The organism is Dorea longicatena, assembly GCF_025150085.1.
Classification (GTDB): domain Bacteria; phylum Bacillota; class Clostridia; order Lachnospirales; family Lachnospiraceae; genus Dorea_A; species Dorea_A longicatena.
Window position 1 is genome coordinate 2561224 of record NZ_CP102280.1, and the last position, 25607, is coordinate 2586830.

General features: G+C 42.3%; 22 protein-coding genes, 1 pseudogene and 1 other annotated feature. Of the genes and pseudogenes, 3 read left to right on the forward strand and 20 right to left on the reverse strand.

Translation table 11 applies throughout. The features are described 5' to 3' along the window. Positions 1–12: 12 nt before the first annotated feature. The 7 genes from rpsG to glf form a co-directional block, all read right to left on the reverse strand. On the reverse strand, positions 13–483 hold the full coding sequence (rpsG, locus tag NQ508_RS12295) for a 30S ribosomal protein S7 (protein ID WP_022415687.1): 471 nt from the start codon (positions 481–483) through the stop codon (positions 13–15). 181 nt (positions 484–664) lie between these two features. Next, entirely contained in the window at positions 665–1084 is a 420-nt protein-coding gene (rpsL, locus tag NQ508_RS12300; RefSeq protein ID WP_006428144.1) for a 30S ribosomal protein S12, read from the reverse strand. A 115-nt stretch (positions 1085–1199) separates the two neighbouring features. Beyond that, positions 1200–1760, reverse strand: coding sequence for a VanZ family protein (locus tag NQ508_RS12305; RefSeq protein ID WP_006428143.1), 561 nt, complete (start codon positions 1758–1760; stop codon positions 1200–1202). 55 nt (positions 1761–1815) lie between these two features. Then, positions 1816–2754, reverse strand: a complete 939-nt coding sequence (locus NQ508_RS12310) for a nucleotidyltransferase family protein (protein ID WP_006428142.1) — start codon at positions 2752–2754, stop codon at positions 1816–1818. A 67-nt stretch (positions 2755–2821) separates the two neighbouring features. Continuing rightward, positions 2822–4660, reverse strand: a complete 1839-nt coding sequence (glmS, locus tag NQ508_RS12315; RefSeq protein WP_006428141.1) for a glutamine--fructose-6-phosphate transaminase (isomerizing) — start codon at positions 4658–4660, stop codon at positions 2822–2824. A 66-nt stretch (positions 4661–4726) separates the two neighbouring features. Continuing rightward, the gene (gene glmM, locus NQ508_RS12320) at positions 4727–6115 is read right to left on the reverse strand and encodes a phosphoglucosamine mutase (protein ID WP_022415690.1); all 1389 of its coding nucleotides are present in this window, start codon (positions 6113–6115) and stop codon (positions 4727–4729) included. A 160-nt stretch (positions 6116–6275) separates the two neighbouring features. Continuing rightward, positions 6276–7406, reverse strand: coding sequence for a UDP-galactopyranose mutase (glf, locus tag NQ508_RS12325; protein ID WP_006428139.1), 1131 nt, complete (start codon positions 7404–7406; stop codon positions 6276–6278). A gap of 212 nt (positions 7407–7618) precedes the next feature. Here glf and iorA point away from each other — a divergent pair, with 212 nt between their 5' ends. The 3 genes from iorA to NQ508_RS12340 all read left to right on the forward strand — a co-directional run bounded on the left by iorA (position 7619) and on the right by NQ508_RS12340 (position 11329). After that, positions 7619–9442: an indolepyruvate ferredoxin oxidoreductase subunit alpha gene (gene iorA, locus NQ508_RS12330; protein WP_006428138.1), complete on the forward strand. Its 1824-nt coding sequence runs from the start codon at positions 7619–7621 to the stop codon at positions 9440–9442. Beyond that, positions 9435–10013, forward strand: a complete 579-nt coding sequence (locus tag NQ508_RS12335; RefSeq protein ID WP_006428137.1) for an indolepyruvate oxidoreductase subunit beta — start codon at positions 9435–9437, stop codon at positions 10011–10013. The genes iorA and NQ508_RS12335 overlap by 8 nt, the downstream gene beginning before the upstream one ends. A gap of 80 nt (positions 10014–10093) precedes the next feature. Continuing rightward, complete coding sequence (locus NQ508_RS12340) at positions 10094–11329, forward strand: phenylacetate--CoA ligase family protein (protein WP_006428136.1); 1236 nt, start codon at positions 10094–10096, stop codon at positions 11327–11329. Positions 11330–11429: 100 nt separating this feature from the next. Here the strand turns inward: NQ508_RS12340 and NQ508_RS12345 are convergent, their stop codons facing one another. The 13 genes and pseudogenes from NQ508_RS12345 to rpmG all read right to left on the reverse strand — a co-directional run bounded on the left by NQ508_RS12345 (position 11430) and on the right by rpmG (position 25411). Beyond that, positions 11430–11993, reverse strand: a complete 564-nt coding sequence (locus tag NQ508_RS12345) for an HD domain-containing protein (RefSeq protein ID WP_044920315.1) — start codon at positions 11991–11993, stop codon at positions 11430–11432. A gap of 205 nt (positions 11994–12198) precedes the next feature. Then, the gene (locus tag NQ508_RS12350; protein WP_006428134.1) at positions 12199–13284 is read right to left on the reverse strand and encodes a M24 family metallopeptidase; all 1086 of its coding nucleotides are present in this window, start codon (positions 13282–13284) and stop codon (positions 12199–12201) included. 278 nt (positions 13285–13562) lie between these two features. Then, positions 13563–17240, reverse strand: coding sequence for a DNA-directed RNA polymerase subunit beta' (gene rpoC / locus NQ508_RS12355; RefSeq protein WP_006428133.1), 3678 nt, complete (start codon positions 17238–17240; stop codon positions 13563–13565). Positions 17241–17255: 15 nt separating this feature from the next. Beyond that, complete coding sequence (gene rpoB / locus NQ508_RS12360; RefSeq protein WP_006428131.1) at positions 17256–21134, reverse strand: DNA-directed RNA polymerase subunit beta; 3879 nt, start codon at positions 21132–21134, stop codon at positions 17256–17258. 330 nt (positions 21135–21464) lie between these two features. Beyond that, a complete protein-coding gene (rplL, locus tag NQ508_RS12365) occupies positions 21465–21839 on the reverse strand; it encodes a 50S ribosomal protein L7/L12 (RefSeq protein WP_022415697.1) in 375 nt (124 codons plus the stop codon). Between the two features lie 60 nt (positions 21840–21899). After that, on the reverse strand, positions 21900–22445 hold the full coding sequence (rplJ, locus tag NQ508_RS12370) for a 50S ribosomal protein L10 (protein WP_022415698.1): 546 nt from the start codon (positions 22443–22445) through the stop codon (positions 21900–21902). 48 nt (positions 22446–22493) lie between these two features. After that, positions 22494–22641 (reverse strand) — a sequence feature (ribosomal protein L10 leader region). Positions 22642–22760: 119 nt separating this feature from the next. Beyond that, positions 22761–22892, reverse strand: a complete 132-nt coding sequence (locus NQ508_RS12375; RefSeq protein WP_006428127.1) for a tryptophan synthase subunit alpha — start codon at positions 22890–22892, stop codon at positions 22761–22763. Beyond that, positions 22880–23059: pseudogene (locus NQ508_RS12380) on the reverse strand (anthranilate synthase component I); the annotation flags it as partial. The gene NQ508_RS12375 and the pseudogene NQ508_RS12380, both read right to left, overlap by 13 nt. Before the next feature lie 206 nt (positions 23060–23265). Continuing rightward, entirely contained in the window at positions 23266–23958 is a 693-nt protein-coding gene (rplA, locus tag NQ508_RS12385) for a 50S ribosomal protein L1 (RefSeq protein WP_006428125.1), read from the reverse strand. A gap of 57 nt (positions 23959–24015) precedes the next feature. Then, the gene (gene rplK / locus NQ508_RS12390) at positions 24016–24441 is read right to left on the reverse strand and encodes a 50S ribosomal protein L11 (protein WP_006428124.1); all 426 of its coding nucleotides are present in this window, start codon (positions 24439–24441) and stop codon (positions 24016–24018) included. A gap of 57 nt (positions 24442–24498) precedes the next feature. Next, positions 24499–25014: a transcription termination/antitermination protein NusG gene (gene nusG / locus NQ508_RS12395; RefSeq protein ID WP_006428123.1), complete on the reverse strand. Its 516-nt coding sequence runs from the start codon at positions 25012–25014 to the stop codon at positions 24499–24501. A 27-nt stretch (positions 25015–25041) separates the two neighbouring features. After that, complete coding sequence (gene secE, locus NQ508_RS12400; RefSeq protein WP_044920309.1) at positions 25042–25242, reverse strand: preprotein translocase subunit SecE; 201 nt, start codon at positions 25240–25242, stop codon at positions 25042–25044. A gap of 19 nt (positions 25243–25261) precedes the next feature. After that, positions 25262–25411, reverse strand: coding sequence for a 50S ribosomal protein L33 (gene rpmG / locus NQ508_RS12405; RefSeq protein WP_028086482.1), 150 nt, complete (start codon positions 25409–25411; stop codon positions 25262–25264). Between the last annotated feature and the right edge of the window lie 196 nt (positions 25412–25607).

The window sequence follows — 25607 nt, forward strand, 5'->3', positions numbered from 1 at the left end:
TTCCTCCTATAATTAGAAACGATAATGAGCAAATGCTTTGTTTGCTTCTGCCATCTTGTGCATGTCTTCTTTCTTCTTTACAGATGCGCCTGTGTTATTTGCTGCATCCAGGATTTCGTTAGCCAGTCTTTCTTCCATTGTCTTCTCTCCTCTAGCACGAGAGTATACTGTCAGCCAACGAAGTGCAAGAGTCTGTCTTCTTTCAGGTCTAACCTCGATTGGTACCTGGTAGTTAGCTCCTCCGATACGTCTAGCCTTTACCTCAAGTACTGGCATGATGTTATTCATAGCCTCTTCAAATACTTCGATAGCTGGCTTTTCGGCTTTTGCTTCAACTCTTTCAAACGCTCCGTATACGATCTTCTGTGCAACACCCTTCTTACCATCAAGCATAATGTTGTTGACAAGCTTGGTTACCACTTTATTGTTGTATACTGGATCCGCTAATACGTCTCTTTTCTGAGTATGTCCTTTACGTGGCACGGTCCTTCCCTCCTTAAACATCTTAATTTAATTCATCGGTACTCACATGTGTCTTTCTAATGATACTGTGTAGTGCATAGGGCATACAATATATATACCTTGCAACTTACATAATCATAGTTCTGTTTGTGATTACATTTTTAATTGGTTCGAAATCTTATCTACGCTTTACGCAACAGATTTATTTCTTATCTTTTGGTCTCTTAGCGCCGTATTTAGAACGAGCCTGTCTTCTCTTAGCAACACCTGCTGTATCAAGTGTTCCTCTTACGATATGGTATCTTGTACCTGGAAGGTCTTTTACTCTTCCTCCACGGATCAAAACAACGCTATGCTCCTGAAGGTTGTGTCCTTCTCCTGGGATGTAGCTTGTTACTTCGATTCCGTTAGACAGACGTACTCTGGCGATCTTTCTAAGAGCTGAGTTAGGTTTCTTAGGTGTAGCAGTCTTAACAGCTGTACAAACACCTCTCTTCTGTGGAGCAGAAGTATCAGTGCTTCTCTTCTTTAAAGAGTTGTATCCTTTCTGAAGTGCCGGTGCTGTAGACTTCTTTACAGATGTCTGACGTCCTTTTTTTACTAACTGGTTAAATGTTGGCATTTCTTTCACCTCCTACGATTATAATAAGTTGCTTATTCATCTTGTGAATAGTCGTACATCAAAACAAAACGTTCCTATGCACGCTTGTTTAGTTTATTACGAATCATGATACTTGTCAAGGGATTTTCCTTGATTTTTTCACGTTTTCTGCCACTTTTTTCTTAGTTTTACAAGATTTTTTCTTTTCCTTATATTTTACGATTTCATGCTTTATCAAGCTAAATACTAATACTCCCGCCAATACACCGGCACTATCGATGCATACATCTCTGAACTGACAGCTCCTGCCCGGCACAAACAACTGATGTAATTCGTCACTTGCCGCATATGCTGTACCTGCACACCAGCAGATCAGCATGGACCGTTTCCCGCTGTCTTCCGAAAAAGAATACGCCGTCCTCAGTATCAGCACACCAAGGACCGCGTACTCTGTTGCATGCGCACATTTGCGTACCGGGAAATCAATCATTTTCGCAAACTGCTCCTGCCGTTCTTCTGACCAGGATGTAAATTGCGGGACTATCAGCCTCCCGATCTCTTTTCCTACCGAATGGCTCATTCCCTCCGATTCTACCGCTTTTTTAGCCGAAAAAGAAAAAATCACTGACATCCAGATGATCGTAAAGATCAGCCAAATCATTCCTGTCTTTTTTCTCTTCATCCTGTTTTCTGTCATATTTTTTCCTGTCTTTTTGATTCTTTACTATGTCTCGGATATCTGACTCCGGATTTTATGCCTGCAGATCTGAGAACAGATCTTTTCGATATACGCCATCTGCGATCAATTTTGCAAATGACTCTACTACAACAGGTTTATCTTCTTTATAAGTAACACCAAACCATTTATCCTGTGTCTCCAGAAGTTTGACACTTACTTTTCCTTTTTTCAAAAGCTCGTCAATATAGATTGGAAGCAGGTATTCTCCTTTCAGTTCTTTTGCTTCGTCTCCCTTGATATTTTCAAAGAATTCTACAAAGCCTTCTTCCAAAAGTCCCACAAATTCCGGTGTCAATCCCCACATATTCATAGATACATGCGAATTCACATTTATTTTATTTCCCTGTGATTCTGCTCCGTCCTCTGTTTTTTTGATTTCATAGGTTTCCATAACATCCGTCAGATAATCATTCTCATCCACTGCACAGATTCCTCTTGTAACAGTTCCATTATCACTTAAAGTATTACCAAGAATAAAACCTGCCATGCAGAGTTCTTTCGATCTTTCCGGAGTATAATTATTAATCAGAAATTCATGGATCTTTACAAATGCTTCTTTTCCATAATAATCATCTGCATTAATAACAACAAACGGTTCTTTGATGATGTCTTTACACACCAGAACTGCCTGTCCCGTTCCCCATGGTTTACTTCTATCCACAGGTTTTTTGATTTCTTCCGGAAGATCATCTAATTCCTGATAAGCGTAAGCGAATTCTACGTTCAACCTATTACAGATCCCTTCGATACGCTTTCCGATCGCGTCATGAAATGCTTCCTTAATATCCTTACGGATGATAAATACAACTTTATTAAATCCGGCTTCAATTGCATCATGGATAGAATAATCCATAATAATCTCTCCATTCGGGCCAACCGGTTCTAACTGCTTGATTCCACCACCGAAACGAGACCCCATTCCCGCAGCCATGATGACTAATGCTGTTTTCATAATCTTCTTTCTCCTTTATTCATTTGTCTTTTTCACGGTTAGGATTAGTATAGCACAATTTCGGGACCTATTCTACTGTTACACTCTTCGCAAGGTTTCTCGGCTTATCTACATCAAGCCCTTTTGCCACAGATACATAATATCCAAGTAACTGGAGCGGAATCACTGCAAGTGATGTTGCAAAGTGTGGATCTGTCTTTGGAATATATACAGAGAAATCTGCATTTTCTTCAATATTATAGTGTCCAAATGTCGTAAGACCCATCAGATATGCGCCACGGCTCTTACACTCTACCATGTTACTCAGTGTCTTTTCATATAATGCCGGCTGAGTCAGTACTCCGATAACGAGTGTACCGTCTTCAATCAGAGAAATCGTTCCATGTTTTAATTCTCCTGCTGCATATGCTTCAGAATGAATATAACTGATTTCTTTCATCTTAAGACTTCCCTCTAATGAAATTGCATAATCAATTCCACGTCCGATAAAGAAAATGTCTTTTGCATTCACCTGTTTGGATGCAAACCACTGAAGTCTTTCTTTGTCTTCAATGATTCTGCTGATCTTATCCGGAATCGTCTTCAGTTCTTCGATATATCCAGTATACTGTTCCTCTGTAATCTGACCTCTGATCTTAGCAAACTGAATTGCCAGTGTGTAAGTTGCGATCAGCTGTGTACTGTACGCTTTTGTTGTTGCAACCGCAATCTCCGGTCCTGCAAGTGTATAGAATACATTATCTGCTTCTCTCGCAATAGATGAGCCGATCACGTTCACAATTCCAAGTGTCTTTACACCCTGTTTCTTAGATTCTCTGAGGGCTGCAAGACTGTCGGCAGTCTCTCCTGACTGACTGATGATAATAACCAGTCCCTTAGGATCGAGGATCGGATTACGATATCTGAACTCTGATGCAAGTTCTACACGTACCGGGATTCTTGCCAGGTCTTCCATAACATACTGTGCTGCCACTCCGACATGATATGCAGATCCACACGCTACAATATAGATCTGGCTGATCTCTTTAATCTCTTCTTCTGAAAGTCCGACTTCTGAAAGATCGATCGCACCGTCTTTTACAACAGAATTCAGAGTATCTGAAACAGCCTTCGGCTGTTCATGGATCTCTTTGATCATAAAATGCTCATATCCAGCTTTTTCTGCTGCCTCTGCATCCCATTCAACTGTTTTTAATTCTTTTTCGATCTCATCGCCATCCAGATTATAGAATGTAATCTCTCCTTTGCGGACACGTGCCATCTCCTGGTTTCCAATATAATATACATCTCTTGTATATTTCAGGATCGCAGGAACATCTGAACCGATATAAGATTCTCCGTTTGCAACTCCTAAGATCATCGGGCTGTCTTTTCTTGCTACATAAATTTCTTCCGGATAATCTTGGAACATCATTGCAAGTGCATATGATCCACGGATACGCACAAGTGCATGATTAATTGCATCTACCGGTGTTCCTTCATATTTTTTATAATAGTAATCTACCAGTTTTACTGCTACTTCTGTATCTGTCTCTGAGTAAAATGTATATCCTTTTCGTACAAGTTTATCTTTTAATTCCTGATAATTTTCGATGATACCATTATGAACAGCTACTACATTTCCGTCATCACTTTTATGCGGATGTGCATTGTTCTCAGACGGTTCTCCATGAGTTGCCCATCTGGTATGTCCGATACCACAAGTTCCTTTTACAGTTTCTCCATCATTGGTCTTCTCTGCTAAAACTTTCAGTCTTCCTTTTGCCTTAATAACTTCTACATCTGCATCACCGTCACGTACAGCGATTCCTGCAGAGTCATATCCACGATATTCCAGTTTTGCCAGGCCATCTAACAAAATGGGTGCTGCCTGATGTTCACCTGTAAATCCTACAATTCCACACATATTATCTTTTCTCCCTGTAAAAATTCTTAATATAGTCTATTCTTCCAGTGTCATTCATGTATCTTTCTAACTTGCAATATGTCCTTTAGCCTTTACAACATCCACAACCTGGTCTACATATTTTCTACAGACTTCCTCTGTCTCGGCTTCAACCATTACACGAAGAAGCGGCTCTGTTCCTGATTCACGCACAAGAATACGACCGGTATCTCCAAGTGCTTCTGTAACAGCTTTTACTGCTGCCTGCACATCTGCGTCATCCTGAGCAGCCTTTTTATCTGTCACACGTACATTTTCAAGAACCTGTGGATAAATGGTAAGTCCATCCAGCAGTTCGCTCATCTTCTTCTTTCTTGCCATCATAACTTCCATCATCTTAAGACTTGTAAGGATACCGTCTCCTGTAGAAGCGTATTTTGAAAAAATAATATGACCTGACTGTTCTCCACCAAGGATACAGCCATTCTTTGTCATATATTCGTATACATATTTGTCTCCGACTGCAGTCTTCGCATAACCGATTCCAGCCTCATCAAATGCTTTGTATAATCCAAAATTAGACATAACCGTTGTAACAACTGTATTATTCTCCAGTTTGCCTCGCTCTTTCATATATTTTCCATAAATGTAAAGGATCGCATCTCCATCTACCAGATTTCCTTTTTCATCAACGCAAAGACATCTGTCTGCATCTCCGTCATAAGCGAATCCGACATCCAGACCATTCTCAACCACGAATTTCTGCAGGCCGCCAATATGTGTAGATCCTGCATTATTATTAATATTAGTTCCATCAGGTTCTGCATTGATAACATAAGTCTTTGCTCCCAGAGCATCAAATACGGATTTTGCGAGGTTCCATGAACTTCCGTTCGCACAGTCAAGTCCGACTTTCACTCCCTTGAAAGAATAAAGTCCCAGTGAGATCAGATAACCGATATAACGATTTCTTCCTGATACATAGTCTACCGTACGTCCGATCTTAGATGTATGTGCAAACGGAATCTCTTCATAATTTTCCCCAAATACTTCCAGCTTGCCATCCAGATAGTCTTCTACCAGTGCAATCGTTCCTTCATCCATCTTCTCTCCATTACCGTTGATCAGCTTGATTCCGTTATCATAATACGGATTATGGCTTGCCGAGATCATAATACCACAGTCAAACCCATCGGTTCTTGCCACATAAGCTACAGACGGTGTCGTCGTAACATGAAGCAGGTAAGCATCCGCTCCCGAAGCTACCAGACCTCCAACCAGTGTATATTCAAACATATAGCTTGAACGTCTTGTATCTTTTCCGATCACAATACGAGCTGGTGTATCATCACCGTTACGACGCTTTACTTCTCCGTAATACCATCCAAGAAATCTTCCGATCTTATATGCATGATCTGCTGTTAAATTATTATTGGCTTCTCCACGGAAGCCATCTGTTCCGAAATATCTTCCCATATGTATTCTCCTAAAATAAAAATTTTTAGTCATTCCGTTATCAAGTAACTGCCACCATTATAGTTGGTATCAAGATTAAGTTCAAGCAAAAGTGGCAAAAAAGTACGCATATGTGCAAAGACATCTTTCGTACATATGCATACTTTTTACTCAACAATCACTATTCTGCTTTCATTCCAAGTTCTTTTTCACACAGTTCCAGTGATGATGCAATCACTGCATCCATGTCATAATATTTGTATTCTCCAAGGCGTCCTCCAAAGATCACCTTTTCTTCTTTTTCTGCCATTTTTTTATATCTGGCATAAAGGGCACCATTCTTTTCATCATTAACCGGATAATATGGTTCATCCCCCAGTTTCCACTCCGAACTGTATTCCCGGCTGATTACAGTCTTTGGAATGTCATTTCCTTCTGAATCTTTTCCAAACTCAAACCATTTATGCTCAATAATACGAGTCCATGGTGTCTGACGATCTGTATAATTGACTGCGGCATTCCCCTGATAATTTTCCTGATCCAGAAGTTCTGTCTCAAATCTTACTGATCTGTATTCCAGTGTTCCAAGTTCATATCCGAAATATGCATCGATCGGTCCGGTATAAATAACTTTCTCGGCCAGCGCATCTAACGCCTCTTTATTCTCCAGATACTCCGTATTCAGACGGACTTCGATTCCATCCAGAAGATTTTCAACCATCTTTGTATATCCTCCGACAGGAATTCCCTGATATAACGCATTAAAATAATTATTATCAAATGTCAGACGCACAGGAAGTCTTTTGATAATAAACGCCGGAAGTTCCCTGCAGTCACGTCCCCACTGCTTCTCCGTATATCCCTTGATCAGCTTTTCGTAAATGTCTCTTCCAACCAGGGAAATTGCCTGTTCTTCCAGATTCTCCGGCTCTTTTGTTATCTCTTTTCTCTGCTCTTCAATCTTCGCTTTTGCTTCCTCCGGAGTAACTACTCCCCACATCTTATTAAATGTATACATATTAAAAGGAAGTGAATACAATTCACCCTTATAATTAGCCACCGGTGAATTCGTAAAACGGTTAAACTCTGCGAACTGTGTAATATAATTCCATACTTTTTTGTTATTTGTATGGAATATATGTGCACCATATTTATGTACATGGATTTTTTCTATCTCTTCCGTATATACATTTCCGGCAATATTCGGGCGTTTATCGATCACCAGAACGGATTTTCCCGCTTTCCTGGCCTCATGTGCAAACACTGCTCCGTATAATCCGGAACCAACTACCAAATAGTCATATTTTTTCATGTTCAGTTCTTCCTCTTCTTCATTTATATTCTTTCAGGTAATAGGATTATTCTATCATATATCTTGGTTAACTGAAAGATGCTGCCCTGTTTTCTGCCTTATTTTTTGTATCATTTCGCTCTTTCACTTTATCACGTTACCAAACGATTGCATTTCTTTACCGAACATATTATACTATTTAAAAATGAAATAGTTCAATTTGAGGTGAAATTATGCATAAAGAATTTTTAATGGGAAATGCTGCCATTGCCCTCGGTGCTGTTGCCGCCGGCGTCAATGTTGTGGCAGGCTATCCCGGAACACCATCTACCGAAGTGCTCGAAACAGTTGCCAAAAACCGACCTGACGATGTCTACGTAGAATGGTCCGTGAATGAAAAAGCCGCAATGGAACTGGCTGCCGGAGCAGCTTATGCCGGAGCCCGGTCAATGGTAACTATGAAACAGGTCGGACTAAATGTGGCATCTGATCCTTTGATGAGCCTGGAATATGTTGGAATCAAAGGAGGAATGGTCATTCTTGTCGCAGATGATCCTGGCCCGATCTCTTCTCAGACCGAGCAGGATACCAGGCATTTTTCCAGATTTTCCAAGCTCCCTTGCTTTGATCCATCATCCGCTCAGGAAGCGTATGAGATGATCCAGGAAGCTTTCGAGTATTCTGAAGAATATGGTACTCCTGTGTTCTTACGACCAACCACAAGAGTCTGTCATGGCTATGCCTCCGTCACAGTAAAGGACGAGAAAGAATTTACGCAGCATAAACCCGAAGGATTCATCAAAGATTCCAAACGCTGGGTCATCTTCCCAAGATTATCTTTCATGAATCACCAGAAGATCGAAGCGCGAAACAGAGAATTATCAGATGTCTTTTCTTCTTATGACAAGAATAAGATTCATCCGTCCTGCGAAACATTTAAAGATTCAAAGAAAGGGATTGCAACCGGAGGAATCAGTTATACCTATGCAATGGAAACATTAAAGAACACTGGTATGGTAAAAAACTTAAAAGTTGCAACTCCTCATCCATTTCCGGAAAAACTGGCCGTTGAATTTCTGACTGGTCTGGATGAAGTTCTTTGTCTGGAGGAATTAGATCCGGTCATCGAGCGGGAACTTACCTACATCTGTGGGAAATACCACCTTCCGGTAAAAATACGTGGAAAACTAAGCGGAGACACTGCCTGTGCCGGAGAAAATACCAGAGACAGCGTAACTTCCTATATTAATACTTTTCTCGGCCTTTCCGCCCGGAAAGACGCCGGACTTCCTGTAGCGCCGGAACTTCCGGTCCGTCCGCCGGTACTCTGTGCCGGATGTCCGCACCGTGCTTCTTTCTACGCGGTCAAAAAAGCTATGAAGGGAAAGAAAACTATTTTCTGTGGGGATATTGGCTGTTACACACTTGGAAATGCCATGCCGCTCGACATGGTTGACACCTGTCTGTGTATGGGTGCCGGACTGAATATTGCACAAGGGGTAGAAAAAGTTGAACCCGATACAACTTGTTTCGCATTCGTCGGCGACTCTACCTTTTTTGCATCTGCAATCACAGGTGTTGTTAATGCCGTTTATAATCAGGCCAATATGGTACTCATTGTACTGGATAACTCCACAACTGCCATGACCGGTCATCAGCCTCATCCCGGAACCGGACGCACTGTCATGGGAGAGATTGTCCAAAAAATCAATATCGAACAGGTACTTCACGGAATCGGTGTAACAGACGTTGAAACTGTTAATCCATTAGACCTGCATACATCTGTAGAATGCGTACAGAAGATGGCAGAGCGTTCCGGTGTGAAGGCAATCATTTTCAAATCACCTTGCATTGCAGTCACAAAACCGGCCGCACCTCTTCATGTTTCCTCTGACAAATGTATCGGCTGTAAAAAATGTATAAAAGAACTGGGATGCCCGGCTATCGTTCTTAATAACGGCAATGTCTGTATTGACAGTTCAATGTGTACAGGATGCGGCCTTTGTAGTCAGGTCTGCCCGGTAACTGCTATTACAGGAGGTGAAGATCATGAATAATCAGAAAAATATTGTCCTCTGTGGAGTTGGTGGTCAGGGAACTGTCCTCGCTTCCAAGCTGCTCGCAGCAGCAGCCATGAGTAAAGATATTCCGGTCATGAGTGCCGAAACGATCGGTATGGCACAACGAGGCGGAAGTGTATTCAGTCATCTTCGTATGGGAAATGATCTGTATTCTCCTATGATTGAAACAGGAACTGCTGATCTTATTATAGGATTTGAACCTGGTGAAACGGTCCGGATGCTTCCTTACCTGAAAACCGGTGGACACGTTGTTGTAAGCACCCGTGCAGTTAAACCTGTTACTGCTACTCTAAGTGGTTTTGACTACGATGCCCCCCAGATGCTCGATTACCTGAAAGCAAATGTTCCGAATCTCACCTTTGTAAATGCTGATCAGGCATGCAGCGATATTGGTTCCTCCAAGGTACTGAATATGGTACTTTTAGGAGCCGCCATCCGTACCGGAGTATTGGATTTTACCATCTCTGAAATCGAAAGCATTATGAAGCAGACACTTCCGGAGAAGTTCCACGAGATGAATCTTCGGGCACTGAATTACAATATATAACAATCAGATCTATCATTAACCAACTGCTCCTGCATTATCGATATATAGGAGCACACCAAAAGAAAGGCGAGGGCATACATATGCAAATTACTGAAACACAAATCGCACAAGTCAACAAACAGATCAAGGCACTTCTTTCCGCAGAAAGTTTTTATGGAAAGAAATTAGAAGAAGCCGGCGTTACCAGCATCCAGTCTGCTGAAGATTTTCAGAAGCTTCCGTTTTCCGAAAAAAATGATCTGAGAAATGCTTATCCTCTTGGACTTATGACTGCCCCGGAAGAAAAAATTGTCCGCATTCATTCATCTTCCGGTACAACAGGACTGCCTGTCATCATCCCATATACCCAGAAAGATGTTGATGACTGGGCTGTCATGTTCAAACGTTGTTATGAAATGGCCGGTATGACAAATATGGACCGCATCCAGATTACACCGGGATATGGTCTCTGGACCGCCGGAATCGGTTTCCAGGCAGGAGCAGAAAGATTAGGCAGCATGGTTATTCCAATGGGACCTGGTAACACGGACAAACAGTTACAGATGATGATGGATATGAAAACAACCGTTCTTGGTTCTACCTCATCTTATGCTCTTCTTCTTGCAGAAGAAATCCAAAAACGAGGGATTAAAGACAAGATTCATCTTAAAAAAGGTATCATTGGTTCCGAACGCTGGGGTGAAAAGATGCGGAAACGTATTACAGAGGAACTTGGTATAGAAATCTATGATATCTATGGCCTGACCGAGATCTACGGACCAGGAATTGGAATCAGTTGTTCCCATGACTGTGGTATGCACTACTGGGATGATTATATTTACATCGAAATTATTGATCCTGTTACAGGCGAAGTATTACCTGACGGTGAACTTGGAGAGATTGTCATTACTACATTAGTAAAAGAGGGGGCTCCTCTTATCCGTTACCGTACCCACGACCTTTCCCGTATTATTCCTGGAGACTGCCCTTGTGGAAGCAAATTCCCTCGTCTTGATACCATCATGGGACGTACAGACGATATGATGAAGATTAAAGGTGTCAACGTATTCCCTACACAGATTGAAGAAATCCTGAAAGAATTTCCTGAAGTATCCAGTGAATACCAAATCCGTATCTCTCATCTGGAAGGAAAAGATACCATGCGTATCTATGTTGAGACAAACGGAACCGTAGACTTCCTGGATCTCGCAAAACGTATTGCTTCTAAAGTTAAAAGCCGTATTGGATTTACACCGCTTGTAAAAGTAGTAGAGATCGGCTTGTTGCCTCGAAGCGAGAAAAAGACCAAACGTGTCATCGACGAACGTTACGAATAATAATATAATATAAAAAGAAATACATCATTGAAGCTGATTCTTCGTTTTTTGAAGTACCCTGCGAAATGATGTATTTCTTTTTATATTATATTGTTTTCGTTTATAAACCAAGTTCATCGGATATAGCGCACATTTCTTCCAGACCTATATCAATCAGATCTTCCAACATCAAACCTGTAAACTCAATACTTTCCATGTAATCTCTGTTGGCTCCTTTTGCGAATCTTGCTTCGTTAAAACGCTTTAATACGGATTTTCTTTTTACACTTGCGATCTTTTTATCCGGATAAATCTGTGCAACCGCTTTTAAAAATCCACTCATCGGATCTGCTGCAAGAAGTGCATACTGAATCTTAGTTTTAGCTTTTACACCGCTTTTTGGATTGTGTGCACAAATGGCTCCGAAAAGAATCGGATCATCAATTCCTTCTTTCTTTAGGATTTCTACAGATGTCGGTCCATGTACGCTAAGATCATGCTGCCAGTCACACTGCTCCTCATCAAGATCATGCAAAAGTCCTGCAATTCCCCAATATTCTACATCATCCGGTGCAAGACGTTTGGCAAGTCCCCTCATAATTGCCTCCACAGCCAGAGAATGTGTGATATAATGTTCTCCTTTCATATATTTGGTTAAGATTTCATACGCCTGATCTCTTGTCATCTTTGTTCCCTCCTGTAATATTTTCTCGATAATACTGTTTACCGCCATTTTAACACACTAACAGAGTAATGTAAACAAGTGTAAAATCTGCCGATAATACATACAGAGAAAAAGAGCAGTGATACATTTTTTGTTCCACTGCTCTTGCATTACGCTGTTACTGACTTATCTGCGATTGTCCCCGAAGGCATACAATACTGTTCTTCTACTCTTCTGGTACAACAATCAGTTCTTTTGTATAGTCATTCAGGACTTCGCATCCATCTTCTGTAATAAGTACAAGGTCTTCAATACGAACACCGATATTCTCATCTGGAAGGTAGATTCCCGGCTCTACTGAGAAGCACTGTCCAACTTTGATGATATCTGTGTTAACAGATGATACATCACCGAACTCGTGATCTTCCAGTCCGATAGAATGTCCTGTTCTGTGTGTGAAGTATTCTCCGAATCCTTTTTCTTCGATGTAGTTTCTTGCTGCAAGGTCAACATCGCACATTCTGTTACCTGGTTTTGCAGCTGCAATACCACGTAAGTTAGCCTCTAATACTACATTGTATACTTCTCTTGCACGGTCAGATACTTCTCCAATGAATACAGTTCTTGTCATATCTGATGCATAATTGTCTTTGAATCCACCGATGTCAAGGATTACACAGTCTCCGCGTTTTCCTTTTGAATCATCTGTTACATGATGTGGATCTGCAGCACCGTGTCCATATGCTGTAATTGGATCGAATGATACGTCTTCGCATCCGAGTTCTTTGTAGATCTCACGCATCTTTGCATTTAATTCTTTCTCTGTTAATCCTTTTGCTACCCATGGAATGATCTTGTCCATAGCAATATCATTTATCTTAGAAGACTTTCTCATGAGATCCTGTTCTTTCTCATCTTTTACCATACGGATGTAATCGATGATCGGAGATCCGTTCACGAATTTGCTTCCTCCGCCCAGTTCCTGCAGACGAATAAGGAATTTAGAAGGCCATGTCTTGTCGATTCCCATAGTCTTATCTTTTTCCACATATTTGCTTAAGATCTCTACTCCGTCTTCGATATCATCATAGTAAATAATATCTACTCCGAGATCTGACTCCTGTGGGAATAATTTGTTGATCATCATCTTATGATTTCCGTTCACATTCAGATACAATGCCAGAAGTCTTTCTCCTGGAAAGATCCATTTTCCTGTCAGATAGAAAATCGCAACAGGATCAGAAATGATCATCTGTGGAATCTCATGCTCCTCCATTGATTTTAATACTCTTGTAAGTTTACCTTGATCCATAATAGAAACCCAACCTTTCTTAAATGTTGACAGAATCTGTTGCTTTTTTTCGCCGATTCTCACTGACAATTATTATAGACTTTCTGAATATAAAAGTCAATTTATTCTATTGTTCTTTGATAAATATCCATAAACTTCTTTTTTTTAAAAAGTCAGAAGATTAATAGATGTTATCTACAGGACCTGCCACCGGCAGCTCCTTACGAACGCATGGCAATAAAAAAGAAATCATTCACACTTTCGCATGTGAATGATTTCTCTTTATAAACTGTTCTATTTTATTCTTCGTCTTCAGATGTTGCAGTTACTGCTTCCTCATCAGAAGCACCTTCCTGCTTCACATCTTCTGCATCTCCGAATTCAAAATCAAAATCATCTTCAAAGTCCAGTTCGTCTTCCATTTCCATCTCTGTATTCAGCTTGATGTCACGGTATTTTCTCATACCTGTTCCGGCTGGGATATGTTTACCGATGATAACGTTCTCTTTCAGACCTACCAGCGGATCAACTTTACCTTTGATAGCAGCTTCTGTCAGGACTTTTGTTGTCTCCTGGAATGAAGCGGCTGACAGGAATGAATTTGTAGCAAGGGAAGCTTTTGTAATACCCATGATGATCTGCTCACCTGTTGCAGGTTCTTTACCTTCTGCTTCCAGAGCTTCATTTACATCCTCAAACTCAAGTCTGTCAACATTTGTTCCCGGAAGGAATTCTGTGTCTCCGGACTCTTCGATACGGATCTTCTTCAGCATCTGACGAACGATAACCTCGATATGCTTATCGTTGATTTCTACACCCTGCAGACGGTAAACTCTCTGAACTTCCTGGATCATGTAATCCTGTACGGCACGAAGTCCCTTGATTCTCAGGATATCGTGTGGGTTTACACTACCTTCTGTCAGTTCGTCACCGGCTTCAAGCTCAGCTCCGTCAGCTACTTTAATACGTGATCCATAAGGGATCAGATATGCTTTGGATTCGCCTGTTTCTCTATTTGTAACGATGATCTCACGTTTCTTCTTAGTGTCATTTAAGTTAGCAGTTCCTGCGATCTCTGTGATGATTGCAAGTCCCTTAGGCTTTCTTGCCTCGAAAAGCTCCTCGACACGAGGAAGACCCTGTGTGATATCTCCACCGGCTACACCACCACTATGGAATGTTCTCATAGTCAGCTGTGTACCAGGTTCTCCGATTGACTGTGCGGCGATGATTCCGACAGCTTCACCAACCTGTACCGGCTCACCAGTTGCCATGTTGGCTCCGTAACATTTTGCACATACACCGCTGTGTGAACGGCATGTAAGGATTGTACGGATCTTAATCTGTGTCAGCGGTTCACCCTTCTCGTCAACACCCTTCTTGCAGATCAGTTCTGCACGCTTAGGTGTTACCATATGGTTTGCTTTTACAAGGATATTTCCATCTTTGTCTACAATGTTCTCACAGATGTAACGTCCTGTGATACGTTCCTGTAAGCTTTCGATGACCTCGTTTCCATCCATGAATGCTTTTACATACATTCCCGGAATCGGCATTCCAGGTTTTGCACAGTCTACTTCGTGGATGATCAGCTCCTGCGATACGTCTACCAGACGTCTTGTCAGGTATCCGGAATCGGCTGTACGAAGAGCAGTATCTGACATACCTTTTCGAGCTCCATGTGCAGACATGAAGTACTCCAATACGTCCAGACCTTCACGGAAGTTAGACTTGATTGGCAGCTCGATCGTATGACCTGTTGTATCGGCCATCAGACCACGCATACCAGCAAGCTGTTTGATCTGTTTGTCAGATCCACGGGCTCCGGAATCGGCCATCATGAAGATGTTGTTATATTTATCAAGACCGTCAAGCAGTGCCTTTGTAAGGGCATCGTCAGTTGCTTTCCATGTCTCTACGACTTCTTTATATCTTTCTTCTTCTGTGATGAGACCACGCTTGAAGTTCTTTGTGATCTTATCTACAGTATCCTGAGCATTCTTGATCATCTCCGGTTTCTGCGGAGGTACCGTCATGTCAGAAATAGATACAGTCATGGCAGCTCTTGTTGAAAGCTTGTAACCCATAGCCTTTACATGGTCAAGTACTTCTGCTGTTGCAGTAGCACCATGTGTATTGATAACTTTCTCAAGGATCTGTTTCAGCTGTTTCTTTCCTACGTGGAAATCAACTTCCAGAAGGAGTTCATTTCCTTCTACTTCACGGTCTACAAATCCAAGATCCTGTGGGATGATTTCATTAAACATGAAACGTCCGACTGTAGATTCTACAGTTCCTGTCTTCACGGTTCCGTCCGGCATCTTCTTAGATACACGTACTTTTACACGTGAATGGAGTGTAACTGCTGCGTTCTCATAAGCAAGCAGTGCCTCGTTGAAGCTCTTGAAGATCATGCCCTCTCCCTTGGCACCAGGACGCTCCTGAGTCAGATAGTAGATACCAAGTACCATATCCTGTGAAGGAACGGCTACCGGACCACCATCAGACGGTTTCAGTAAGTTGTTTGGTGACAGAAGTAAGAAACGGCACTCTGCCTGGGCTTCTACTGACAGTGGCAGATGGACAGCCATCTGGTCTCCGTCGAAGTCGGCGTTGAACGCTGTACAAACCAGTGGATGAAGCTTGATAGCCTTACCCTCTACAAGGATTGGCTCGAATGCCTGGATACCAAGTCTGTGCAGTGTAGGAGCACGGTTCAACATAACCGGATGCTCTTTGATTACTTCTTCCAGAACGTCCCATACTTCTGGCTGAAGTCTTTCTACCATCTTCTTAGCATTTTTGATATTGTGTGCTGTTCCGTTCTGAACCAGTTCTTTCATAACGAATGGTTTGAACAGCTCGATTGCCATTTCTTTTGGCAGACCACACTGGTAGATCTTAAGTTCCGGTCCTACGACGATAACGGAACGTCCAGAGTAGTCAACACGCTTACCAAGCAGGTTCTGACGGAAACGTCCGGACTTACCTTTCAGCATGTCAGAAAGAGATTTCAGTGCTCTGTTACCAGGTCCTGTTACCGGACGGCCACGGCGGCCATTGTCGATCAGGGCATCTACAGCTTCCTGAAGCATTCTCTTTTCGTTTCTAACGATAATGTCCGGAGCGCCTAATTCAAGAAGACGTCTCAGACGGTTATTTCTGTTGATGATTCTTCTGTACAGATCATTCAGGTCAGATGTTGCAAAACGTCCACCATCCAGCTGTACCATTGGACGAAGATCCGGCGGGATAACCGGGATATTTGTCATGATCATCCATTCTGGTTTGTTACCAGACTCACGGAAAGCTTCTACTACTTCCAGACGTTTTACGATTCTTGCACGTTTCTGTCCGGTTGCACCCTTCAGGCCTTCTGTCAGTTCTGTATATTCTTTCTCAAGATCAATGTTCTCAAGAAGCTCTTTGATGGATTCTGCACCCATTCCTACACGGAATGCGCTTCCCCATTTTTCTCTTGCTTCCTGATATTCAGCCTCTGATAATACCTGTTTGTACATCAGGTCTGACTCGCCCTTATCCAGTACAATATAAGAAGCGAAGTACAGTACTTTTTCCAGAGTTCTTGGGGACAGATCCAAGATCAGTCCCATACGGCTTGGAATTCCCTTGAAGTACCAGATGTGTGATACCGGAGCGGCAAGGGCGATATGGCCCATGCGCTCACGACGTACACTTGCTTTTGTTACTTCAACACCACAACGGTCGCAGACCACACCTTTATAGCGGATCTTTTTATACTTTCCACAGTGGCATTCCCAGTCCTTGCTTGGTCCGAAGATCTTTTCGCAGAACAGTCCGTCTTTTTCTGGTTTTAAAGTTCTATAGTTGATGGTCTCTGGTTTGGTAACTTCTCCTTTTGACCATTCCAGAATCTTTTCAGGTGATGCCAAACCGATCTTGATCGCATCAAAAGTCATTGGCTGATAAGTTTGTTCCTTATTATTTTCTGGCATACTTTGGACCCCTTCCTATTCATCGTCAGATGAATCGCCGAAATCATAGTCATCATTTTCTTCAAAGTTCATATCGAAATCATCGTCTGATTCTGGTTCTTCTTCTACATCAACCAGTTCTTCACCCTGGAATTCCTGTTTGCTGTATCCGTGTTTACCAAAGTCTTCGTCATCATCATTACGATATCTTCTGTCTCCCTCGATCAGAGAACGGAAATCTGTCTCTCCCATATCGGAAGTTTCCATGATCTCCACTTCTGTATTGTCATCACGTAAGACACGTACGTCCAGTCCGAGTGACTGTAACTCTTTGAGCAATACCTTGAAGGATTCCGGAATTCCCGGTTCAGGAATATTTTCACCCTTGATGATTGCTTCGTATGTCTTCACACGTCCGATGACATCATCTGACTTCACAGTCAGGATTTCCTGCAGTGTGTATGATGCACCATAAGCTTCCAGTGCCCATACCTCCATCTCTCCGAAACGCTGTCCACCGAACTGAGCTTTTCCTCCTAATGGCTGCTGTGTAACCAGTGAGTAAGGACCTGTAGAACGTGCATGGATCTTGTCGTCTACCAGGTGGTGCAGTTTCAGATAATGCATGTGTCCGATGGTTACAGGGCTGTCGAAGTACTCACCCGTACGTCCGTCACGCAGGCGGACCTTACCATCTCTTGAAATTGGAACACCTTTCCAGAGTTTTCTGTGTTCTCTGTTGTCTGACAGATACTGCAGTACTTCCGGAAGAAGTTCTTCTTTATGTTTTGCTTCAAACTCTTCCCAGCTTAAGTTGACATAGTCATTAGCCAGATCAAGAGTATCCATAATATCAATCTCGTTTGCTCCGTCGAATACAGGAGTTGCGATATTGAATCCAAGTGCCTTTGCAGCCAGGGACAGGTGAATCTCCAGGACCTGACCGATATTCATACGTGAAGGCACACCCAGTGGGTTCAGCACGATGTCCAGAGGACGTCCGTTCGGAAGGAACGGCATATCTTCTACTGGAAGTACACGGGAAACGACACCCTTGTTACCATGACGTCCGGCCATCTTATCACCGACAGAGATCTTTCTCTTCTGAGCGATGTAGATACGAACTGACTGGTTTACTCCCGGTGACATCTCGTCTCCGCCTTCTCTTGTAAATACCTTGGCATCTACTACAATACCGTATTCTCCGTGAGGTACTTTCAGGGAAGTATCTCTTACTTCACGGGCTTTCTCACCAAAGATCGCACGAAGCAGTCTTTCTTCGGCTGTAAGTTCTGTCTCTCCCTTAGGAGTAACCTTACCTACCAGGATATCTCCGGCACGGACTTCAGCTCCGACACGAATGATACCTCTTTCATCCAGATTCTTCAGTGCGTCATCGCCGACACCTGGGATGTCACGTGTGATCTCTTCTGGTCCAAGCTTTGTATCACGTGCTTCTGCTTCATATTCTTCAATATGAATAGATGTATATACATCATCCTGTACCAGTCTTTCACTTAACAGAACGGCATCCTCGTAGTTGTAACCTTCCCATGTCATGAATCCGATCAGTGGGTTCTTACCAAGGCCAAGTTCACCATTTGATGTAGATGGTCCGTCTGCAATAACCTCACCTTTTTCTACTCTGTCGCCCTTGAAGACAATCGGTCTCTGGTTATAGCAGTTGCTCTGGTTACTTCTCTGGAATTTTGTTAATTTATATTTCTTCAGTTTTCCGTCGTCCTGACGAACTGTGATCTCTGTAGAAGTAGAACGTTCAACTGTTCCGCCTTCTTCAGCAACTACACATACACCAGAGTCAACGGCTGCTTTTTCTTCCATACCAGTTCCTACTACAGGAGCCTCTGTGAACAGAAGCGGTACTGCCTGACGCTGCATGTTGGATCCCATCAGGGCACGGTTCGCATCGTCATTCTGAAGGAATGGGATTAAGGCTGTAGCAACAGAGAACACCATCTTAGGAGATACGTCCATGTAATCGAACATTCTTCTTTCATATTCCTGTGTCTCTTCACGGTAACGACCAGATACATTCTTACGTACGAAGTGTCCTTCTTTATCTAACTGTTCGTTCGCCTGTGCTACATGGTAGTTATCTTCTTCATCCGCTGTCATGTATACAACTTCATCTGTAACTACCGGGTTTGTCGGATCATCGTGGTTGATCTTACGATACGGAGCCTCGATAAATCCATATTCATTGATTCTTGCATAACTTGCAAGGGAGTTGATCAGACCGATGTTAGGTCCTTCAGGTGTCTCTACTGGACACATTCTTCCATAGTGAGAGTAGTGTACGTCTCGAACCTCGAATCCGGCACGGTCTCTTGAAAGACCACCAGGTCCTAACGCTGAAAGACGTCTCTTATGAGTCAGCTCACCAAGCGGGTTGTTCTGATCCATGAACTGTGACAGCTGGGAAGATCCGAAGAACTCCTTCACTGCTGCAGTTACAGGCTTGATATTGATCAGGGACTGTGGAGAGATTCCCTCCATATCCTGTGTTGTCATTCTTTCACGAACCACTCTTTCCAGACGAGAAAGACCGATTCTGTACTGATTCTGAAGCAGCTCACCTACAGAACGGATACGTCTGTTACCCAGGTGGTCAATATCATCATCAGTTCCGATGCCATATTCCAGATGCATATTGTAGTTAATAGAAGCTAAGATATCTTCTTTTGTGATATGCTTTGGAATCAGATCATGGATATCTCTCTTGATCGCATCTTTTAACTCATCGATGTCTCCTGCTGTCTCCTCCAGGATTCCTGCAAGTACAGGATAGTATACCTGCTCAGTAACTCCTACTTCTTCCGGATCAACATCAACAACTGCGTCAAGGTCAACCATCATATTAGAAAGAACCTTGATCGGTCTTTCTGTTTCTTCTACGCTGATCCATACATATGGAACTGCGTTATTCTGAATTGTAGAAGCCAGTTCTCTTGTGATCTTTGTTCCGGCTTCTGCCAGTACTTCGCCTGTCATCGGACTTGCAACATCTTCTGCCAGGACATGACCGCTGATACGGTTCTTTAACGCAAGCTTCTTATTGAACTTGTAACGTCCTACTTTTGCAAGATCATAACGTCTTGGGTCAAAGAACATACTTGTGATCAGACTTTCAGCACTGTCTACTGCCAAAGGCTCACCCGGACGGATCTTCTTATATAATTCCAGAAGTCCTTCCTGATAGTTTGTTGCAGCATCCTTTTCAAAACTTGCCAGGATCTTAGGCTCTTCTCCGAAGAGTTCGATGATCTCTGGGTTTGTACCGATTCCTAATGCACGAATCAACACAGTGATCGGTACCTTTCTTGTTCTATCTACACGTACATAGAAAACGTCATTGGAATCCGTCTCATACTCCAGCCACGCACCACGGTTCGGGATTACGGTAGCTGAATACAGTTTTTTACCTAATTTATCATGTGCAATGGCATAATAGATACCAGGAGAACGTACTAACTGGCTGACGATAACACGCTCTGCACCATTGATTACAAAGGTACCTGTTCTTGTCATCAGCGGCAGATCTCCCATGAAGATCTCATGCTCATTGATTTCATCTGTCTCTTTATTGTGAAGTCTTACTTTGACTTTCAGAGGTGCTGCATATGTTGCATCACGTTCTTTACACTCATCAATCGTATATTTTACTTCATCTTCACACAAAGTAAAATCTACGAAATCCAGGCTTAATTTTCCACTGTAGTCTGTGATTGGGGAAATGTCATCGAACACTTCATTTAACCCTTCTTCCAGAAACCACTTGTAAGAATCTGTCTGAACTTCGATCAAGTTAGGCATCTGAACGACTTCTTTCTGTCGGGCATAACTCATTCGTGAACTTTTTCCGCTTTTAATAGGACGAATTCTGTTTTTCTCCATATTGACGTTTCACTCCTCATTTATTTTTCTGGCTGGGCTTTTTACCGCCCATATAACTTGCAGAGTCTCAAAAACAACGTATTTTTTGCTGTTTTTCATACGCAATCATGGCATAACTATCCACAATAGCGCATTTTTTACTATAGCATAAGCTTGTCAAGTATGTCAAGCAAATCTGTGTTATTTTTTCCGGTTTTTTTCAAGGCTTTGCCGGTACTGCTGAACATAAGAAAAAATCCGCTTTGCAGGCTCTTTCTTATATTCAGCATCCCTATAATACGAAAGGGCATCCCGTCACCGGAATGCCCTGATAATTCAATCAAACTCGAATTATTTAAGGTTAACTTCAGCACCTTCTGCTTCAAGTTTAGTCTTGATTTCCTCAGCCTCAGCTTTAGAAGCGCCTTCTTTGATTACCTTTGGAGCTTCGTCAACTAATGCTTTAGCTTCTTTCAGTCCAAGTCCTGTTACTTCACGAACAACTTTGATAACTTTAACCTTAGCTGCTCCTGCAGAAACTAATTCTACGTCGAACTCATCTTTCTCTTCTGCTGCTGCTCCACCTTCAGCTGCTGCTGCAACTACAACACCTGCTGCTGCGGATACACCAAATTCTTCTTCACAAGCTTTTACAAGATCATTTAACTCTAATACAGATAACTCTTTGATAGCTTCAATAAATTCTTCTGTTGTTAACTTTGCCATTTTATTTTCCTCCATTTTTCTTATTTTCTTTTTGAAATAAAATATTATGCTGCCATCAGCTTATTCAGCTGCTGGTGCCTCTGCAGCTTCTTCTGCTGCCGGAGCTGCTTCACAAGCATCTGCTCCACCTTTTTCTGCGATCTGATTGAGAACGCGTGCCAGGTTTGTGATAGGTGACTGTAAGCTTCCAAGTAATTTGGAAATAAGCTCGTCTCTTGAAGGGATCTTAGCAAGTTCATTTAATGCATCTGTATCATATAATGTTCCTTCAACCACACCTGCTTTTAATTCAAGGGCTTTTGCATTCTTTGCGAATTTGCAAAGGATTCTTGCTGGAGCTGTTGCATCATCTTTAGAAATTGCGATAGCGCTTGGTCCTTCTAAGTGCTCATCTAATGCTGCGAAATCAGTTCCTTCAAAAGCTCTCTTCATCATTGTGTTCTTACAAACTTTGTAGACAACGCCTGCTTCTCTTAACTGTTTACGCATCTCTGTATCTTCTGCAACAGTCAGTCCACGGTAGTCAACAAGGACAACGCTTACTGCGTCTTTCACGTCCTCTGCAATAGCCTGTACAACTGGTTGTTTTAATTCAACTTTTGCCACGAATGGTGCACCTCCTTGTAGATTTGTAAGTTTACACCGCCGATAGATATAAATGTAAAAAAACCTCTATATCCAAAGACATAGAGGTTGATAAGTCATACTTTAGTATCGATCTTTCCTCGGTAGGCGTCCGCATAAAATGTGTTCTTACGCTCTTTCAAGCACCTACTGTCTTCGGCAGTCCTTTAGTAGGTTATCATATACATACGTTATTGTCAAGAGGTTTTTTCATTTTTTTGTTTTTTCTTTTACGAAATTTTTTTCAGCACACCGATCTGCATTTGCTCTGCTCCATCTTTTATGTTATCCGGTCTTTTATGCTTCTACCACGGCCGCTTTCATCTTCTGCACATATTCTTTTACATACGCTACACAGTCTGCTCCATGCTCTGCTACGATCCTTACAATTGCCGATCCCACAATTACACCGTCTGAAAATGCCGCCATTTTTCTCCGCCCTCTACACTTTCCAACAGATAGTATCTTTTACTCACCGCCGCAATCTTGCGAAGAAGCGTGATCGGTGTGATAACATCTGCATAAATCTCTTTGCATACCGGAATTATGTGGTAGTCCGGTGCAAGTCTCATGATTTCTTCATATTCTGGATACATAGATATGATTCCTCCTTTAAGTTCTGATTGTCTTGCTGCCTGTGTATGGAAGTGTTGGAACGGATTGTATTTTTCCACAAAAAAAGCTTCTGTCCTTCTAAAGGGACAAAAGCTTAATATCATTCTAAAATATTCAGGTATAAAAAAACTCTGTATACAGCATCACATCTGTATACAGAGTTCTTTATTCATTATTATCTTGCGGATTAAACAAGCTTCATTGGGTTGATCTTTACACCAGGTCCCATTGTAGAAGTAAGAGTTACGCTCTTAAGGTACTGTCCCTTAACTGCTGCAGGTCTTACTTTGTTAATCGCATCAATAAGCGTCTGGAAGTTGTCTGTAAGCTGTTCTTCAGTAAAGCTTGCTTTACCTACTGGCACATGGATAATGTTTGTCTTATCAAGTCTGTACTCGATCTTACCAGCTTTGATTTCCTGGATAGCTTTTGTAACGTCCATTGTTACTGTACCAGCCTTCGGGTTTGGCATTAATCCCTTAGGTCCGAGTACACGTCCGAGACGTCCAACAACACCCATCATGTCTGGTGTAGCTACTACTACATCGAATTCAAACCAGTTTTCATTCTGGATCTTAGGAATGAGTTCTTCTCCTCCTACGAAATCTGCTCCGGCTGCTTTAGCTTCTTCTGCTTTAGCGTCTTTTGCAAATACAAGGATACGAACCTTTTTGCCAGTTCCGTGTGGCAGAACTACTGCTCCACGAATCTGCTGGTCAGCGTGACGTCCGTCACATCCAGTTCTGATATGAGCTTCAATAGTCTCATCGAATTTTGCTGTTGCAGTCTTTTTAACTAATGATACTGCGTCTGCTACATCGTAGAGTGTTCCTCTGTCGATTGTCTTCGCAGCTTCAACGTATTTCTTTCCTCTTTTCATTCTATAAACCTCCTAGTGGTATTGGCGGGATAACCCTCCCACATTAATCTTCATCAATTATTCTGTTACAGTTACACCCATAGAGCGGCATGTACCTTCTACCATGCTCATAGCGCTCTCGATTGTAGCAGCGTTCAGGTCAGGCATCTTTGTCTTAGCGATTTCCTCTACCTGAGCTTTTGTGATTGTAGCAACCTTTGTTTTGTTAGGCACACCTGAACCAGATTTGATGTTGCAGGCCTTTTTGATCAGAACTGCTGCCGGTGGTGTCTTTGTGATGAAGCTGAAACTTCTGTCATTGTAAACTGTGATAACTACAGGGATGATCATGTCTCCCTGATCTGCTGTCTTAGCGTTGAACTGTTTTGTAAATTCAACGATATTTACACCGTGCTGACCAAGAGCAGGTCCAACCGGTGGTGCCGGAGTAGCTTTGCCGGCTGGGATCTGTAATTTAATATAACCTTCTACTTTTTTTGCCATTTCAATTACCTCCTTGTGGTGATGGCGGGGAACATATAACGCCCCTCCCACTTACTGTTACATTTTCTTAACTTCTGCGAAACCAATTTCAACCGGGGTCTCGCGGCCGAAGAGCTCAACATTAATAGTAAGGCTCTGCTTCTGCATGTTGATAGACTGGATTACACCAACCGTATCCGCCCATGCTCCAGCGATTACCTGGACTGTGTCGCCCTCTTCGTAGTCCATGACTACTTCCTCTCTCTGGATTCCCAGAGGAGCCATCTCCGCATCTGTAAGCGGCACCGGCTTAGATCCAGGTCCGACAAATCCTGTCACACCTCTTGTATTACGAACAACGTACCATGTATCATCGTTCATAATCATGTGTATCAACACATAGCCTGGAAACATCTTTTTCTGAGATACTTTCTGGACACCGTTCTTCATCTCAACAACGTCTTCCAGCGGTACTCTTACTTCAAGGATCTGATCCTCAAGATGTCTGTTCTCGATTGTCTTATCAATGTTGGCTTTTACTTTGTTCTCGTACCCTGAATAGGTATGAACTACGTACCATTTTGCCTCTGACATAATCTCACCTTTCTTGTCCGTTTTGAGTTATTTAATTAATAAATCTACTCCGTACTGGGCGAAAAAATCTACAAGTGCGATAATCGCTCCCAGGACCACGGATACAGAAACAACCGCTGCCGTCTCTTTTGCAACTGTCATCTTGTCTGGCCACACGATCTTCTTGAATTCTCTGTCAAGACCCTTGAACCAGCTCTCCTTCTGAGTTTTCTTACTACTCATCGACATTCACTCCTTCTTGCGGCGATTATTTTGTCTCTTTGTGCAATGTGTGTTTCTTACAGAATCTGCAGTACTTCTTGGTTTCCATACGTTCCGGATGAGATTTCTTATCCTTTGTCATGTTGTAGTTACGCTGCTTGCATTCTGTACACTCCAATGTGATTCTTGTACGCACAACTTCCACCTCGCTTTATAATCTTAGTTAACGTGTTTCGTGGCAACTTGCGATGCTGCCCGATTTTAGGCATAAAAAAAAAGCCTACTTCCATTCGCCCGAATATCGTATCATATCCAGGCTTAAAAAGCAAGCCTTTTCCTATATTATTTTCGCGAAAATTTATTTATTAAAACACTTTATCCGTAACTGCCAA

Coding starts and splice junctions, on each gene's coding strand:
- NQ508_RS12310 (WP_006428142.1), bottom strand. CDS start 2,754: ATGAAAACAGCATTAGTCATCATGGCTGCGGGAATGGGGTCTCGTTTC.
- glmS (WP_006428141.1), bottom strand. CDS start 4,660: ATGTGTGGAATTGTAGGATTTACAGGTGAACATCAGGCAGCACCCATT.
- NQ508_RS12375 (WP_006428127.1), bottom strand. CDS start 22,892: ATGGCGGCATTTTCAGACGGTGTAATTGTGGGATCGGCAATTGTAAGG.
- NQ508_RS12305 (WP_006428143.1), bottom strand. CDS start 1,760: ATGACAGAAAACAGGATGAAGAGAAAAAAGACAGGAATGATTTGGCTG.
- NQ508_RS12335 (WP_006428137.1), top strand. CDS start 9,435: ATGAATAATCAGAAAAATATTGTCCTCTGTGGAGTTGGTGGTCAGGGA.
- glf (WP_006428139.1), bottom strand. CDS start 7,406: ATGAAAAAATATGACTATTTGGTAGTTGGTTCCGGATTATACGGAGCA.
- NQ508_RS12350 (WP_006428134.1), bottom strand. CDS start 13,284: ATGGATCAAGGTAAACTTACAAGAGTATTAAAATCAATGGAGGAGCAT.
- rpsL (WP_006428144.1), bottom strand. CDS start 1,084: ATGCCAACATTTAACCAGTTAGTAAAAAAAGGACGTCAGACATCTGTA.
- iorA (WP_006428138.1), top strand. CDS start 7,619: ATGCATAAAGAATTTTTAATGGGAAATGCTGCCATTGCCCTCGGTGCT.
- rpoC (WP_006428133.1), bottom strand. CDS start 17,240: ATGCCAGAAAATAATAAGGAACAAACTTATCAGCCAATGACTTTTGAT.
- rplL (WP_022415697.1), bottom strand. CDS start 21,839: ATGGCAAAGTTAACAACAGAAGAATTTATTGAAGCTATCAAAGAGTTA.
- glmM (WP_022415690.1), bottom strand. CDS start 6,115: ATGGGAAGATATTTCGGAACAGATGGCTTCCGTGGAGAAGCCAATAAT.
- rplA (WP_006428125.1), bottom strand. CDS start 23,958: ATGAAAAGAGGAAAGAAATACGTTGAAGCTGCGAAGACAATCGACAGA.
- secE (WP_044920309.1), bottom strand. CDS start 25,242: ATGTCGATGAGTAGTAAGAAAACTCAGAAGGAGAGCTGGTTCAAGGGT.
- rplK (WP_006428124.1), bottom strand. CDS start 24,441: ATGGCAAAAAAAGTAGAAGGTTATATTAAATTACAGATCCCAGCCGGC.
- nusG (WP_006428123.1), bottom strand. CDS start 25,014: ATGTCAGAGGCAAAATGGTACGTAGTTCATACCTATTCAGGGTACGAG.
- NQ508_RS12340 (WP_006428136.1), top strand. CDS start 10,094: ATGCAAATTACTGAAACACAAATCGCACAAGTCAACAAACAGATCAAG.
- rpoB (WP_006428131.1), bottom strand. CDS start 21,134: ATGGAGAAAAACAGAATTCGTCCTATTAAAAGCGGAAAAAGTTCACGA.
- NQ508_RS12345 (WP_044920315.1), bottom strand. CDS start 11,993: ATGACAAGAGATCAGGCGTATGAAATCTTAACCAAATATATGAAAGGA.